The sequence below is a fragment of the Afipia massiliensis genome (assembly GCF_001006325.2).
In the GTDB taxonomy this organism is placed as follows: Bacteria; Pseudomonadota; Alphaproteobacteria; order Rhizobiales; family Xanthobacteraceae; genus Afipia; species Afipia massiliensis_A.
Map to the genome: position 1 here is coordinate 4,177,543 of NZ_LBIA02000001.1, position 14,939 is coordinate 4,192,481.

13 protein-coding genes and 1 pseudogene are annotated in these 14,939 nt (G+C 61.2%); 4 read left to right on the forward strand and 10 right to left on the reverse strand.

Features of this window, described 5'->3' with window-relative positions:
• Window positions 1-3 precede the first annotated feature (3 nt).
• The 9 genes from fdh3B to YH63_RS20105 form a co-directional block, all read right to left on the reverse strand.
• Window positions 4-600 carry a formate dehydrogenase FDH3 subunit beta gene (gene fdh3B / locus YH63_RS20065; protein WP_028348819.1) on the reverse strand — a complete coding sequence of 199 codons (597 nt, stop codon included), beginning with the start codon at window positions 598-600 and terminating at the stop codon, window positions 4-6.
• Window positions 601-614: 14 nt separating this feature from the next.
• Complete coding sequence (locus YH63_RS20070) at window positions 615-3,581, reverse strand: formate dehydrogenase subunit alpha (RefSeq protein WP_046830047.1); 2,967 nt, start codon at window positions 3,579-3,581, stop codon at window positions 615-617.
• 13 nt (window positions 3,582-3,594) lie between these two features.
• The gene (locus YH63_RS20075; protein WP_046830048.1) at window positions 3,595-3,819 is read right to left on the reverse strand and encodes a hypothetical protein; all 225 of its coding nucleotides are present in this window, start codon (window positions 3,817-3,819) and stop codon (window positions 3,595-3,597) included.
• Window positions 3,820-3,862: 43 nt separating this feature from the next.
• A complete protein-coding gene (locus YH63_RS20080) occupies window positions 3,863-4,645 on the reverse strand; it encodes a molecular chaperone TorD family protein (RefSeq protein WP_046830049.1) in 783 nt (260 codons plus the stop codon).
• A gap of 114 nt (window positions 4,646-4,759) precedes the next feature.
• Window positions 4,760-5,470 carry a DUF3306 domain-containing protein gene (locus tag YH63_RS20085; RefSeq protein ID WP_046830050.1) on the reverse strand — a complete coding sequence of 237 codons (711 nt, stop codon included), beginning with the start codon at window positions 5,468-5,470 and terminating at the stop codon, window positions 4,760-4,762.
• Complete coding sequence (locus YH63_RS20090; RefSeq protein ID WP_046830051.1) at window positions 5,467-5,976, reverse strand: DUF3305 domain-containing protein; 510 nt, start codon at window positions 5,974-5,976, stop codon at window positions 5,467-5,469. The genes YH63_RS20085 and YH63_RS20090 overlap by 4 nt, the downstream gene beginning before the upstream one ends.
• 25 nt (window positions 5,977-6,001) lie before the next feature.
• Entirely contained in the window at window positions 6,002-7,021 is a 1,020-nt protein-coding gene (locus tag YH63_RS20095; RefSeq protein WP_046830052.1) for a DUF6352 family protein, read from the reverse strand.
• Window positions 7,018-7,590, reverse strand: a complete 573-nt coding sequence (locus YH63_RS20100) for a DUF6505 family protein (protein ID WP_046830053.1) — start codon at window positions 7,588-7,590, stop codon at window positions 7,018-7,020. Before YH63_RS20100 ends, YH63_RS20095 begins: the two co-directional genes overlap by 4 nt.
• A 7-nt stretch (window positions 7,591-7,597) precedes the next feature.
• Window positions 7,598-8,356 carry a biotin/lipoate--protein ligase family protein gene (locus tag YH63_RS20105; RefSeq protein ID WP_046830054.1) on the reverse strand — a complete coding sequence of 253 codons (759 nt, stop codon included), beginning with the start codon at window positions 8,354-8,356 and terminating at the stop codon, window positions 7,598-7,600.
• Between the two features lie 147 nt (window positions 8,357-8,503).
• Here YH63_RS20105 and YH63_RS20110 point away from each other — a divergent pair, with 147 nt between their 5' ends.
• From YH63_RS20110 to mobA, 4 genes and pseudogenes are all read left to right on the forward strand, one after another.
• Window positions 8,504-10,543 carry a 4Fe-4S binding protein gene (locus YH63_RS20110; RefSeq protein ID WP_046830055.1) on the forward strand — a complete coding sequence of 680 codons (2,040 nt, stop codon included), beginning with the start codon at window positions 8,504-8,506 and terminating at the stop codon, window positions 10,541-10,543.
• Between the two features lie 45 nt (window positions 10,544-10,588).
• A pseudogene (locus YH63_RS20115) lies at window positions 10,589-11,434 on the forward strand (Mrp/NBP35 family ATP-binding protein); the annotation flags it as partial.
• A gap of 66 nt (window positions 11,435-11,500) precedes the next feature.
• A complete protein-coding gene (locus tag YH63_RS20120) occupies window positions 11,501-12,352 on the forward strand; it encodes a formate dehydrogenase accessory sulfurtransferase FdhD (RefSeq protein ID WP_433995122.1) in 852 nt (283 codons plus the stop codon).
• On the forward strand, window positions 12,345-12,974 hold the full coding sequence (mobA, locus tag YH63_RS20125) for a molybdenum cofactor guanylyltransferase MobA (protein ID WP_046830057.1): 630 nt from the start codon (window positions 12,345-12,347) through the stop codon (window positions 12,972-12,974). Before YH63_RS20120 ends, mobA begins: the two co-directional genes overlap by 8 nt.
• A gap of 10 nt (window positions 12,975-12,984) precedes the next feature.
• Here the strand turns inward: mobA and YH63_RS20130 are convergent, their stop codons facing one another.
• Complete coding sequence (locus tag YH63_RS20130; RefSeq protein WP_046830058.1) at window positions 12,985-14,934, reverse strand: molybdopterin biosynthesis protein; 1,950 nt, start codon at window positions 14,932-14,934, stop codon at window positions 12,985-12,987.
• Window positions 14,935-14,939: the final 5 nt, after the last annotated feature.

The window sequence follows — 14,939 nt, forward strand, 5'->3', positions numbered from 1 at the left end:
GCCCTAGCCGGTCGGTGAATCGCTGTAAGCTGTCTTCCAGCCCCACATGCCCGAGCCGTAACCGCGCTTCATCACGCGCTCTTTGTAAATCTCGGCGATGATAGCGCCGTCGCCCGCAAGCAGCGATTTGGTCGAACACATTTCAGCGCAAATCGGCAGCTTGCCCTCGGCAAGACGGTTGGCGCCGTACTTGGCGTACTCGGCTGGCGTGGAATCCGCCTCCGGCCCGCCCGCGCAATAGGTGCACTTATCCATCTTGCCGCGTGAACCGAAATTTCCGACCTTCGGATATTGCGGTGCACCGAACGGACAGGCGTAGAAGCAATATCCACAACCGATGCAAAGATCCTTCGAGTGAAGCACGACGCCATCTGCCGTGGTGTAGAAGCACGACACCGGGCAGACCGCCGCGCAAGGCGCGTCGGTGCAATGCATGCAGGCCATGGACACGGAGCGTTCACCGGGCTTGCCGTCATTGATGGTGACGACGCGGCGGCGATTGATGCCCCACGGGACTTCATGTTCGTTCTTGCAGGCTGTCACGCAGGCGTTGCACTCAATGCAACGGTCGGCATCACAAAGAAATTTGACGCGAGCCATCGTTTATTCTCCTCTCACGCCGATTGAATTTGGCACAGGGTCGCCTTGCCCTCGTGCATGCCGGTCACTGGGTCGTAGCCATAGCTGGTGATCGTGTTGGCACTTTCGCCGAGCACAATCGGGTCCGCGCCTTTCGGATATTTGGAGCGCTGATCGACGCCCTGGAACCAGCCGGAAAAGTGGAAGGGCATGAACGCCACGCCCTTGCCGACGCGATCGGTGACCAGCGCCTTGACGCGAGCCTTCGATCCGTTTTCCGGGCCGAACACCCAGACCCATCCGCCGTCCTTGATGCCGCGTTCAGCGGCATCGGCTGTGTTCACCTCGACGAACATGTCCTGCTGCAATTCGGCGAGCCAACGGTTGGAGCGCGTTTCTTCGCCGCCGCCCTCGTATTCCACCAGACGCCCGGAGGTGAGGATGATCGGGAATTGCTTGGCAAGTCCCTTGTCCACCGCCGCCTTCTGAATCGAGAAGCCGAGATTGGCCATGCGGAACTGGCGTCCGTCCGGACGTGTCGGATACTTGGCGACCAGCTCAGGACGTGGCGTGTAAATCGGCTCGCGATGCACCGGCACCGGATCCGGCAAATTCCACGCCACCGCGCGGGCCTTGCCGTTGCCATAGGCCATCACGCCATGCTCAAGCGTGACGCGGATGATGCCGCCCGACAGGTCGACCGCCCAGCCCACGCCGTCCGGGTTGTTGCCGCCGATCTTGTTGATGGTGGCGAGTTCGGCTTCGGTGAGATCCTTGTCCCAGCCGAGCTTTTTCAGCACGCCGTAAGTGAACTCCGGATAGCCGTCGGTCAGTTCCGAGCCCTTGCTGTAGGAACCTTCCGCAAGCATGTTGACGTTCTTCACCGAGCCGTCGGGCTGTTTTTCCTCGTAGACCACGCCGAAGCGCGCACGGAACGTGCCGCCGCCGTCCTTCGCATGGAGGTTCGTGTTGTAAAGCGTGTGAGTGCCAGGATGCCTGATCTGCGGCGTGCCCCAGCAGGGCCACGGCAGCCCGTAATAGTCGCCGCCGATCTCTGGCTCATCCTTCTTTGCGCGCAGGGTCACCAGGTCGAACTTGCCCTGGTTCTTCATGTGCGCCTTGAGCCGTTCCGGCGACTGGCCGGAATAGCCGGTCGAGAAGCCGCCACGGTTGATTTCGCGCAGCAGGTCTTCGGCCGATGGATGATTGTTTTCGACCTTGATGTTCTTGAACATCGGATCGGCGAAACCGAGTTTCTTCGAAAGCAGGTAGATGATTTCGTAGTCATCCTTGGATTCGAAGATCGGCTTGACGATCTGCTCGCCCCATTGAAGTGAACGGTTCGACGCTGTGCGCGAGCCGGATGTCTCGAACTGGGTGCAGGCCGGCAGCAGATATGTGCCGTTCTTGCGCTCCGAGATCGCCGCGAACGTGGTGGGATGCGGGTCAGCAACCACCAGCAAGTCCAGCTTCTCAAGGCCCTTCACCATTTCCGTCATGCGCGGGATGGTGTTGCCACCATGCCCCATGACAATCACGCCCTTCACGGTGTCGCGCTGATCGACGTCATCGGGCTTGGCAAGCGTCGCATCGAACCAGCGGGTCCACGGGATACCCGGCAATTCCATGTTCTGCTTGCGGGTACGGGCCGGACGACCCGCCTTCGCCGGTACTTCATCGAAGCGGGACTGGAAATAATCGTAATCGACTTCCCACACGCGAGCCCAGTGCTTCCAGGCCCCTTCGACCAGACCATAGTAAAGCGGCAGCGAGGTGATATCGAGGCCGATGTCGGTCGCGCCCTGCACGTTGCAATGGCCGCGGAAGATGTTGGCGCCTCCTCCGAACACACCGACATTGCCGGTCGCGAGCAGCAGCGTGCAATAGGCGCGAACGTTCGCGGTGCCTACCGTGTGCTGCGTGCCGCCCATGCACCAGATGAACGTGGACGGACGCTGCTTTGCAAAGGTCTCGGCGACCTTCTTCACTTGTTCGCCGGGAATACCCGTGACGCGTTCAACTTCTTCCGGAGTCCACTTCGCAACCTCGGCGCGGATCTGGTCCATGCCATAAACGCGCTGGGCGATGTACTCCTTGTCTTCCCAACCGTTGGCGAAGATGTGGTGCAGCATGCCCCAGATCACCGCGATGTCGGTGCCGGAGCGGAAGCGCACGTACTCGGTCGCATGTGCCGCGGTGCGCGTGAAGCGCGGATCGAGCACGAAAACGTTGGCGCGGTTGATCTCTTTGCCCGTCAGAATGTGCTGGAGCGAAACCGGATGCGCCTCGGCGGCATTCGATCCCATGAAGACGATGGTCTTCGAGTTGCGGATGTCGTTGTAAGAGTTCGTCATCGCGCCGTAGCCCCAGGTGTTGGCAACACCCGCGACCGTGGTCGAGTGACAGATGCGCGCCTGGTGGTCGATCGAGTTGGTGCCCCAGAACGCAGCGAACTTGCGGAACAGATAACCGCCCTCGTTGGAGAACTTCGCCGAGCCCAGCAGATAAACCGAGTCGGCGCCGGATTTGGCACGGATCTCGAGCATCTTGTCGCCGATCTCGTTGATGGCCTGATCCCAGCCGATCTTCTGCCACTCGCCGTTGACAAGTTTCATCGGGTACTTCAGGCGGCGGTCGCCGTGCACCAGTTCACGAACCGACGCACCCTTGGCGCAATGCGAGCCACGGTTGAGCGGGCTGTCCCAAGCCGGCTCCTGACCGACCCAGACACCGTTCTGCACTTCGGCGATGACCGTGCAGCCCACCGAACAATGCGTGCAGATGTTCTTTTTGATTTCGGTTGGCGCACCGACGATTTTCGGACCGGCCTGCGCTTTGCGCACCGATCCCAACGGCATCAGTCCGACAGCAGCCCCCGCGCCTGCCACCAAGCCGGAGCGGCGCAGAAACGAACGTCGGTCAAGAACGCCGGAAGCGAGGCCAGCAGCAATGCCCTGCAAGCGTGTGCGGCCGGCAAATCCTTCTTTTCGCTTGATCAACATGTGCGTGCTTCCATCAATAACGGTTGACGCGATAGAAATTCTTGACGTGATCGGTTTCCCTGTAGCGAGCCTTCTTGGCGTCCTTATCCGACTCGGCCGCTTCAGCTTCGCCGGTCAGCGGCACCACCGCCGCGGCTGCAACCGCCGACCCTCCCATCATGAAGAAGCGGCGACGGTCGAAACCTTTTGTATCCTGCGGCTTGTCTGCGGGTATCTTGCTCTTGGATGGCTTGCTCATCGCGGTATCCTTCCAGTCAATTCCCCAAATTTCGCTTTCGGCCTCACTCGGACAGTGTGAAGGCCTCTGATTCCAGTTCCATGAAGACGCGACCAACGCGCCCGACGGCGCGATAGAATTTGACGGATTGCGAAATTTCGAGATCGGCAAACATCCGCGCAGCCCATGGCTTCAGATGGCGCTCGAAGAATCGTGCCTGCGCGGCGAAGTCTGTTTCGAAGTCCCCGCGCGCTAGACCGGCCATGACCTCGAGCAGAATCGCGATGTGATCCTCCGGCTCACGCGCGGAGCCCGCGCGCTCGATCCCCAGCATGTCAAAATCTTCGCGGACCCGGGCGAGCGGCCGCTCGTGAAGGAAGCCGGTCCGGTAGTACGAGGCATAGGGCAGCAGTTCGCCGCGTCCCAGGCCGATGAACAGATCGAAGAACTCCTTGGAGATCGCGCGCTCGTCGAACTCCGTCGCTGCTGCGGCGAGTTCGATATGCGCCATGCCGAGGTCGGACGCATCGCCTTTCAGCATCGCTACTTTGGACAGCGTGTCCGCCGTAGGCGCCCTGCCCATCAGCAACGACAGCAGGCCGTACTCCGCGGCGCGGAGCTGATCGATTTCGTCGATGTCTGATTTCACATGATCTCCCGCTGATCCGTAGAGGTCGGGGCGGAGAACGAAGCGGGAGACTTGCGTGAGGGACTCAACAGCGAGGACGCGTTCAGCTGGAATACGCGACCATGCCGAAACTGAGGGCTGAGCAATTCCAATAGCTCTCGCCAGAGAGGCGACGCCGCCTGCTGCCTTGATTGCCCGCTCTAATCCTGAGTCCCGCATGGTTCGAACCGAAGCCCTCCCACCGTGCCCTCAAATCAGGCATCTTCCTTTATTGGAACTATTCTAGTTCTAAATTTGTATCATAGGTTCGTCCTATGTCTCAAAGAATTTTGTCTAAACCCTTGGTTTTGCAGTGCCATGGCGTCGCACGTCTTGTTGCGGTGCACTAGGCTCGTTGAACACAGCATCCTCTGCGCGTTCAATCTGAGCGTGCTCAGCTTGAGCTTGATCACCCGAGACGGGATTTGAAGCTGTCGCCGGCACAGACAGCCTCACTTGCTGAAGCGGCAATATCGGCTCCGGATTTTGCGGCGCATCAACGTCTGTATCGCCGCTGGCACCATCGCTTGCGTCACCATGCGACCCGCCGCCCGACTCTTGCAGACCGGAGGCGACCGGATCGCTGCCCATGATCTGCAGAACCATTTTCGCGATGTCCGTACCCGCCGCGAGCTCGCTGCTTCCGGGCACGCCGCCGGGCGTATTCCAGTCATAAGCGTAGTCGAGTGCGGGATTGACATAGTTGCGGACGGCCGAATCCAGCGCCCAGGATTTCCGTAGCGCCGCGTTGCGCAAACTCTCTGGCACGCCCTTGCGCAGGAAGCCGGTGATATCGGTGGTTCCCGTGATCTCTTCCAGTTTCGGCAGGCTTGAGAGGTCGAACTGCTCTTCGGCGTCGCTTGCCACAGTCGGCGCGGGCAAGGCCTCCGCCTCATCAGCCGGCTCTACAGCCGCGCTGTCGTGTTCCGGAAGTTTCGCCTCGCGTTTGCGTTGCGACCAGCGCGACAGAAAATTCTTGTCGTTCTCCTTCTCGTCCTGGCTCATGCATCGTCCCTCCGTCTGCCGGATGGATCTTCACCGCGCCTGCGGTCATCACTCGTCCCATCGCGTTTACGCTTGTGGAAGACATGTTCGACATGGAATTCATCGACAAATGCCGCGACCCAGGACGCAATATCCGGCGACATCGGGACCGTACCAATCACGTCGGTGCCACTTTCGAACAGCGCCTCCCCTTCGGTCGGATCGGCGGTCACTTTTGTCAGTTCAAGCTCAGCCCCGCCGTCCTGACGCCGAAGCGCGATCCAGATTCGAGGCGCACCGTCGGCAAGATTGTCGCGGTAGTTAGCCGTATCGGTGCTGAACAAATCGATCGTCGCAGGGCCGGCATAATACAACGTCGCATCGGCCTCCTGCGACAGCACCGTCCAAGGTGCAGTAGCCGGCACGTCGTCCAGGACCGTCACAGGCGACCACATATGGTCGATCCAGGGATTGTCGATGACGCGGCGGCGCAGCACCACGCCAACTTCACGAGATATCTCGGTCATTGCAGATCCTCCCGTCGCCGGTGAATCACGCGACATTCGCAGTGGACGCGAGCGGCAGGCCCACGACGAGATTTTGCGGTTTCAGGCGCACCATCTTATCCGCGTCCATCGCCAGAATGAGATAAACTGGTTTGGTTCCGACACGCTCATCGACAAAACGCGCGTCATCAAAGATCAGACGCATCAAGGCGACAATCCGCCCGGCCGCAGCCGCGCCCGGCGTATCTCCATTCCAGAGGGCGTTGCCGATCCGGGTTCCTTCGCTGTCGAGGCCGACGAACCAGCGCCAGTCTCGGTCCTCTATCGACGCGACCGTCTCTGCCTTCACGGCAACGCCCAAAAGATGGGCGATCCAGCATTCGATCACCCGGCAGAGCGCATCGCGCGCTTTCTGATTGCCGCCGAGATTCATGACCATCGCATGGGCATCCGACCGCGACCAATAGGTCCAGGCATTCGCGTCATCCATGACGTCCATCTCGCCGAACGCCTGTGGCTGCAACATCGCGGTCAACGGCGATGAATGGAGATCATGTTGCGCATGATGCTGCGCTTCGACGACTTCGGCATCGGCGAGCAGCAGAGCGCCGTCGTGAATCGTGGCCTTCTGGCTGCGGTAGAACAACTCGGCGGCGCGCAGGATATACGGATCATCGCAGCCCTCGAGCGCGTTGCGCAGGATCAGGTGGCACAACTGCGAAAGAAAGATCGGCGGCAGGTCGGTTGCGCCCTTCCGTGCCAGCGAGACATACACCGCCTCCAGCGAAGGAGCCGCAACAAGCCGGTCGCGAAAAGCCATCATGAACGTCCAGTTCTCGCGCGCATCGGCGTCGGCGATCCCTGCAATGTCGGCCTTGGATACCGGACGAAGCGGATCAGCCAGCAGATCAGCATGCAGATTACGCTCGGCGTCGCATGCGTCATCGGGCGGCATCAACTCTGGCCGCGCCAGATACGCCATGATTAGCTCCGGCGTCGCAATCAGCCCGCCGTGATCGGCGCGGCGCGTAAGGTGATGACCTGAAGCGACCCAGAATTCTCTCATGCACGATCCGCCTTGATCCGATCGGTATTGCTCAATCCGAGAAGGTCCACCTCTTCGGCTGGCTCGTCGCCCTCGACCTCATGAAAGGTAAAGGCGCGTGCATGGGTGTGCAATCGATCCGAGCCCTGTTCCGTCTCGCGCGGCTTCAGGGTACGGAAACGCTCGCGGATTTCGCCGTTCTCAACAGTCCGTTGCACAGCCAAGATCGTCTGCGGCGGGTGGTCGCACAAGGACGCTGCGAATGCGACCTCCTCCTGGGCCGCAGCGAGCGCGGCTTCCATATCCGGCGCACCGAATTTTGTTACCAGTTGCTCCGCCAGCCGCACGATCACGCCCTGCCGTTCGACCTCAGTTGCCTCAGTCACGACTGCAAGCGTCGACCACCCGAGACTATCGATACCGAGAAAACCGGATCGCAGCGCCACGCGCTGCTTCTGGCCAAGCGTCGCAGGATCGCAGTTCCAGAATACAAACGCACCAGACACGGCCCACTCGCCGGGCTCGGCGGCACGCTCGAACACGAATGTGTCCGAGGGATCGAGCCTGATAGTGCGCGGCAGTTTCAGCATGTCCGCCTCACCCGAGTTTCGGTGCGCGGTATTCCGGATCATACCACGCGACCTTGGCGAGAGCATTGACAAGACTGCTCCGTATCACCGGCCCCTTCGCCGCAGGTGCCTTGACGAGAAGATCGCCGTTGACGTCGATGCCGTGCCGCTCGCCGGCGTTCTCCTTGGAAAGCCGCTCCAGATAGTCACGCGCCAACGGATCAAAGCCGCGCTCGTTCCATTGATCGAAGGCCGTCATGAGATGCCGGGCGAAACTGCCGATCATTGCCTCGGTATCGACCATCTCAAAGCCTTCGTTCAGAAGCGCAACCCCGCTTGCCGCCTCGACCTCTCCGACATGCGCCATGTCCGCGGCACGCAGGATGACGCCAAACACCAGCCACGCTGGGACTTCATCCTCGCGGCAGTCCTTCGGCCAGCCAAGTTGCCCGCCGCCCAACACACCGCCGTCGAACAGGATCGTGTCCGGCCAGGTAAACTGCACCTCCCGTTCCGGCGGACAGTGCACCGCAATAGCGTCCCCGATCGCATTCATGCCGGCAAAGAATGCTCGGCGAGCCGATGCCAACGGCTCATCCGGTTCTAGGACAACGGCGAACTCGACCAGATCGTAGCGCCGGACCCAAACCAATGTTCCCGCGCCGGCTTGGGCTGCGATGGTGCAGCCGTGCGCGAACGCATCGCCGTATTCGCGAAGCGATACGAGCGTGTAGCCCGGAGGGAGATCGAGTGGCTGCTCCACTTGCGCCGTGCGCGAAACCATCATCGTAGAAAATTTCCCTAAGCTCTTTGTATTTGGGCAGTCTATGCTATCCCGGTCAAGATGGCGGCGTGCTTGCGCAAGCCGCTGCCGCGGCACCATATGATTGACATAACCACTCTGAGCAGACGCCAAGGGTCAAGGTTGCAGATCATGAACAGCGCAAGGTCCCGCCTTCTGGTTTGCAGTTGCGAAAAGACCATGCCGCTCGATGCGCAGGCGATCGGACGCGGGTGCACGGCGCACATGACGCAGGCCAACCAGCTCTGCGGTCTGGACCTTGACCAGTTCAAGGCGGCCCTCGCCGAGGGCGAAGCGATCACGGTGGCGTGTACGCAGGAAGCGCCGCTGTTTAAGGAAGTCGCCGAGGAGTTCCCCGACGCCCTCCTCACCTTCGTCAACATTCGCGAAACCGGTGGATGGTCGAAGGACGCGGCGGCAGCTGGACCAAAAGCCGCGGCGCTGATCGCAGCAGCCGCGGAAGAGATGCCACCGATCTCGCTGGTCACGCTCGAAAGCAGCGGTGTCGCGCTGATCTATGGTCACGACGATATTGCCATCGACGCGGCCAAACGTCTTTCCGATCGCCTCGACATCACAGTCATTCTCACCAAGCCCGGCGACGTGACGCCGCGCGCAGTCAACGAGTTTCCAGTGCTCAAGGGCACGATCCGCAACGCGCGCGGATATCTCGGGCAATTCGAACTGACCATTGATGACTATGCACTGCCGGCCCCTTCCTCGCGGAGCAAGCTCGTGTTCGGCTCTTCACACGACGGCGCAATCTCGAACTGCGATCTTATCCTCGACCTCAGTGGCGGCCTGCCGCTGTTTCCGGCCCACGAACTACGCCCCGGCTATCTGCGCGCCGATCCGCGGGACCGCGCCGCCCTCGAGAGGGCGATTGCGGACGCGGGCAACCTCGTCGGCACTTTCGATAAGCCGCGCTTCATCCATTTCGAGGAATCGCTCTGCGCGCATTCACGCTCGAACATTACCGGCTGCACACGCTGCCTCGATTTGTGCCCGACCGGCGCGATCACTCCGAACGGCAACGCCGTCGTCATCGACCCTAATGTATGCGCCGGATGCGGGGCATGTGCATCGGTCTGCCCGACGGGCGCTGCGTCCTATTCGTTGCCGGGTGCCGATGCCTTGATGCGGCGGCTGCGTACACTGCTGCAAACCTATCGCAAGGCCGGCGGAGAAAATGGCGTTGTGTTGTTTCACGACGGCGATCACGGCGAGTCATTGATAGATGCACTGGCACGGTTCGGCGATGGCTTGCCGGCCAACGTGCTTCCGGTGCGCGTCAACGAAGTCACGCAACTCGGTCCGGAATCTCTCGCGGCGGTCTTCGCCTATGGCGGCACGGGCGTCGCGCTCCTGATGCGTGCGCAGCCCCGGCACGAAACGGCTGGACTGCGCCGCGCTGCCGACATGTCGGGGACGATCGCCGCTGCACTCGGCTTCGGCGAAGGTGTCGTCCGCATTCTGGAAACCGACGATCCGGATCAGTTGCGAGCGATGCTCGACGCCATGCCCGCCGGCGTTACGTCTCCGAATCCGGCGAACTTCGTTCCGCGCGGAGCCAAGCGCGGCGTACTGGAAACAATGTTCCGAGAACTGCATCTGGCCGCTCCCACTCCGGTTAACGTCGTTCCACTGGCGCCCGGCGCGCCATTCGGCAGCGTTCAGTTGAATGTCGAAGGCTGCACGCTTTGCCACGCTTGCGTCACCGCCTGTCCCACGAACGCGCTCTCCGATAATCCAGACCGGGCGATGTTGCGCTTCACCGAAAGCCTTTGCGTTCAGTGCGGGCTTTGCGAAGCCACCTGCCCCGAGGATGTCATCACGTTGGAGCCGCGGCTCGACTTCCAGGCGTGGAATGCACCACTGCGCGTGTTGAAAGAAGAAGAACCATTCCATTGCATCGCCTGCGGCACACCATTCGGCACCAGAAGCTCGATCGAGCGAGTGCTCTCGAAGTTGCAGGAGAAGCACTGGATGTTCGAAGGCGCCAACGCGCGGCGGCTCGATGTCATCAAGATGTGCGCGGATTGTCGCGTCGAGGCTGTCGTCAATGAGAGTTTCGATCCGCACGCTGCCCCGCAACGCCCGCCCGTGATGTCCACCGAGGACTATCTGCGTGCGCGCGAAACAAAAAAGAACGATCCTTTCGGATCGCAATGAGCCGGCGCGCCGCAAGCGCGATCGATCAGGAGATCGAATTTGTCAGTTACCCATCCTACCCCAAACACACCCGCGACATCGAAGGCGGCGGGCATTCCTGGTGTGAGGCACATCGTTGCCGTGGCGTCCGGTAAGGGCGGCGTCGGAAAATCGACCACCTCATGCAACCTTGCGCTCGGTTTCGCCGCGCTGGGATTAAAAGTCGGCATTCTCGATGCTGACATCTATGGTCCCTCACAGCAGAAGTTGTTCGGCCTGCGCGGAAAGCCGCGCCTGCTGGGTCCGCGCATGCTGGAGCCGCTGGAGCGCTTCGGGGTTAAGGTGATGTCGATCGGGTTTCTGGTCGAGGAAGATAACGCTATGGTCTGGCGTGGCCCAATGGTGATTTCGGCTATCACGCAGATGCTGCGTGAGGTCGCGTGGAATGATCTCGACATTCTCGTCGTTGATCTCCCGCCGGGGACCGGCGATGCGCAACTCACCATGGCGCAGCAGACGCCGCTGGCGGGTGCCGTCATCGTCTCGACGCCGCAGGACATCGCCCTGATCGATGCGCGGCGCGGCATCGAAATGTTCAAAAAGGTCAATGTGCCGATACTGGGTCTGATCGAGAATATGGCGAGCTTCTGCTGCCCGGCTTGCAACCATGTCACGCCGATCTTTGGCCACGGCGGCGCGCGGCTTGACGCGGAAAAGCGCGGCATCCCGTTTCTTGGCGAAATCCCGCTCGACATGGTTATCCGCCAAACATCCGACGACGGACGCCCCATCGTCGCAACCGATCCCGAAGGCGTTCACGCTAAACACTATATCGGCATCGCGCGCCAGCTCTGGATGTCCATCACCACTGGTGCTACGGCCAGACCCGCGCCGCGCATCGTGATCGAGTAAGCCATGACCGAAGCAATTCAAGCCAAGCCGAAAAGTGCAAGGGAGGACCTGCCCGCGCCGCGCGTGATGCCGGATCCGCAGAATCCGCGACTGACGGAGCGCGTCATGGGGATCGACCAGACCGGCGCTCCGGTCGAGATCAGTGTGCCGGTCGAGCGTCCGCTGACTCTCTATCTCAACTCACAGGAGATCGTCACCATGATGACGATCAACGACTATCCGGAGTATCTCGCGCTCGGCTATCTTCTCAACCAGAACATGCTCAAGCCAGACGATGTCGTGACCGAAGTGGTCTACGACGACGATCTGCAGGTGGTGGTCGTCTACACTGAGTGCGGCACCAATTTCGAAGAAAAACTAAAGAAAAAGACGCTCACCTCTGGCTGTGCACAGGGTACTGCATTCGGCGACCTGATGGAGGCCATCGAGGGCGCTTCGCTGCCCCATGCCGAGTTGCGCACATCATGGCTCTATCATATGACCCATGCCGTAAACACCGCGCCCTCGCTTTATCTCGAAGCCGGAGCCATTCATGGCTGTGTGCTGTGCAAGGAAGGCGAGCCGGTCTGCTACATGGAAGACGTCGGACGGCATAACGCCGTCGACAAGATTGCGGGCTGGGCCTGGCGCCACAAAGTCGATGTCGCCGACAAGATCATGTACACAACTGGGCGCCTCACTTCCGAGATGGTGATCAAAACGGTGCGGATGGGCATTCCCATTCTGGTGTCGCGATCCGGCTTCACCGCATGGGGTGTCGAACTGGCACGGCAGGTCGGTTTGACGCTGATCGGCCGGACCAAGGGCAAGCGGTTCATCGCCCTGTCAGGACAGGAGCGGATCGTGTTCGACCAAAGCCTCGAATTTGTCGCGGAGGAATCCGCGCGCCACCGGCGTAAGGGCAGCGACGATGACTGACGACCGGCCCTCCACGCTCGGCGTGCTTCTCGCAGGCGGCCTGGCCCGTCGCATGGGCGGCGGCGACAAGCCGATGAAAACCATCGGCGGCCGCACCATACTTGAGCGCGTGATCGCGCGGCTCGCACCGCAATGCGACGGGCTCATTCTCAATGCGAATGGCGACCCTGCGCGCTTCGCTGCGTTCGGACTTCCTGTGATCGCAGACACTGTCGAAGGATTTGCGGGTCCCCTCGCCGGCATCCTGACAGCGCTCGACTGGGCGGCCACACACAGGCCGGATGTCGAATGGGTGCTCAGCGCAGCGACGGACTGCCCTTTTTTGCCGCGCGATCTGGTTGCGCGATTGCAGCGTGCACGGATCGAGGGAGGCGCACAGCTCGCGGTCGCGGCCTCCGGCGAACAGATACATCCGGTGATCGGACTCTGGAACGTCGCATTGCGCGGCGAACTGCGGCACGCGCTGGTGATGGAAGACATGCGCAAAATCGATCGCTGGACCGCCCGATACAAGCTGGCGACGGTGACATGGCCGGATAAGCCGATCGATCCGTTCTTCAACGCCAACACGGTCGAAGACGTCGCGGAGGCCGAGCAACTCGCAGTGCTCGACGGTGTCTGATCTGAACGAACTACGCCGGACGGAATCCCGCCCGCTCCAATGCCTTCTGAACTTCCGCTGACGCAAGTGCGTCCAGAAACGCCCGAACCGCAGGACGCTGTTTTCGTGCCGTCACCAACGCAAAATCATAGTGCTCTTCCGCGAATGGCATGAAACCAAGTCCCGCCGCGTGAGCGACAGGCGCTATGGTCATGCCCCAGTCGGCGCGATTTTGCGCCACGGCTGCTGCAACAGCATTGTGTGAGCGCGGCTGATTCCAGTAGCCGTCTGGCCGCGCTTCCCCCAGCAGACGGTCGATCAAAATACGCGTACCCGCGCCCTGATTGCGGTTGACCATCAAACAAGAAGGGTCCTTCAACGCAGCGCGCACCGCGTCTTCGGCATTGAGGCTTTCAAAGCGCTTGTCGCCAGCGCGGAATACGATGCCCTGCATCCGCCGATAGCCCGGCACAAGCTCAAGGCCCTCGACAAGAAAGGGCGTATTGTATGTGTCGGTCTTCTCATCGAGCAGATGGATCGGTGCGAGATCGCATTCGCCGCGCCGTGCCGCGGACAATCCGCCAAGACTTCCCACCGAGATCGATCGCACCGACAGACCGGCGCGCGCCAGTGGTTCAGTGACGAGATCAAGGCCGGTGCAGTGGCTGCCGACAATCACCAGATCAGGCACGCGCACATGCGGTGTGAACAGGGTCACCTCCGCCTGGGTGCCTGCCGGCATCTGCTCGGCGAGCGCATCTATCTTCAGGAACCCGTCGGCCTGCGCGAACGACGTGATGGCGCCCGAGCCCTTGCCGGTCGGATACGCTATCAGCCCACCATCGCCCTCGACCAGCGCGACCATCACAAATTCCGTGCGACCGAGTTCCGATGCAATCCGCACCGGCACCTTCGCCGTCACCCGCGCGTCGTTGCGCGGCGGAAGTCCCGCAAGCCGGCGCAGCACCGGCACGATCATGTCGTGAAACGTGAACATTGCCGACGTGGGAAAACCCGGCAGGATAACAACGGGCGTACCGTCGCATACCGCGAGGCACAGCGGCTTGCCGGGCTTCAACGCGACGCCGTGCGCGATAATGCCTGGTTCACCGAGCCGTGCGACGATACGGTGGGAGACATCGCCCTCGCCTTTCGAGGTGCCGCCGGACAGAATAAGCATGTCGCTGGTCGCAAGCGCTTCGCGCATGACATGTTCAAGCTTGTCCTCGTCGTCAGGAAACGCGCCTAGAAAATGCGCCTCGCCGCCATTTTCGGACACAGCAGCCGTGACAATAGCACCGTTGGTGTCGAAGATCGCAGCGGGACGGAGAGCTTGGCCGGGTTGAACAAGTTCATCCCCGGTGGAAATTATCGTCACGCGCGGTTTCTTCACTACGGAAACGCGAGCGACGCCGGACGCAGCAAGCATGCCGATTTCGCGCGAGCCGATCAGCGTGCCAGACCGCAGCAAGACTTCGCCACATGCAATGTCAGATCCTGCATAGGACACAAACTGCCCGGGCGACGTCGCGCGTCTGATCTCGATTGCGCCCGAACCTGCAGGTTGCGTGTGCTCGACCATGACAACCGCGTCGGCACCGCGCGGAATGGGACCACCCGTCGCAATCGGCGTCGCCGTACCTTGCTTCACAGGCAATTGCGGCGCTGTGCCGCATGCGATGACTTCATCGTTTAGGAGTAGACGAACCGGCAATGCCTCGCCAGCAGCGACGAGATCCGCGGACCGCACGGCAAAGCCATCGACGTTGGAGCGATCGAATGGCGGTACATCGACAACCGCAACAACATCGTTCGCCAGCACGAGCCCCATTGCATCGGCTAGCGCGAGGTCGTCAGCCGTGAGGTCACGCGGAAATAGCGCAGCTTCAAATCGCGCAAGCGCCTCCTCACGGGACAGAATTGTCAGAAACTGTTCCTGGTCGACATTCGCGCTATTCGGCGACAGCTTCGGTTCGGTCATCACAC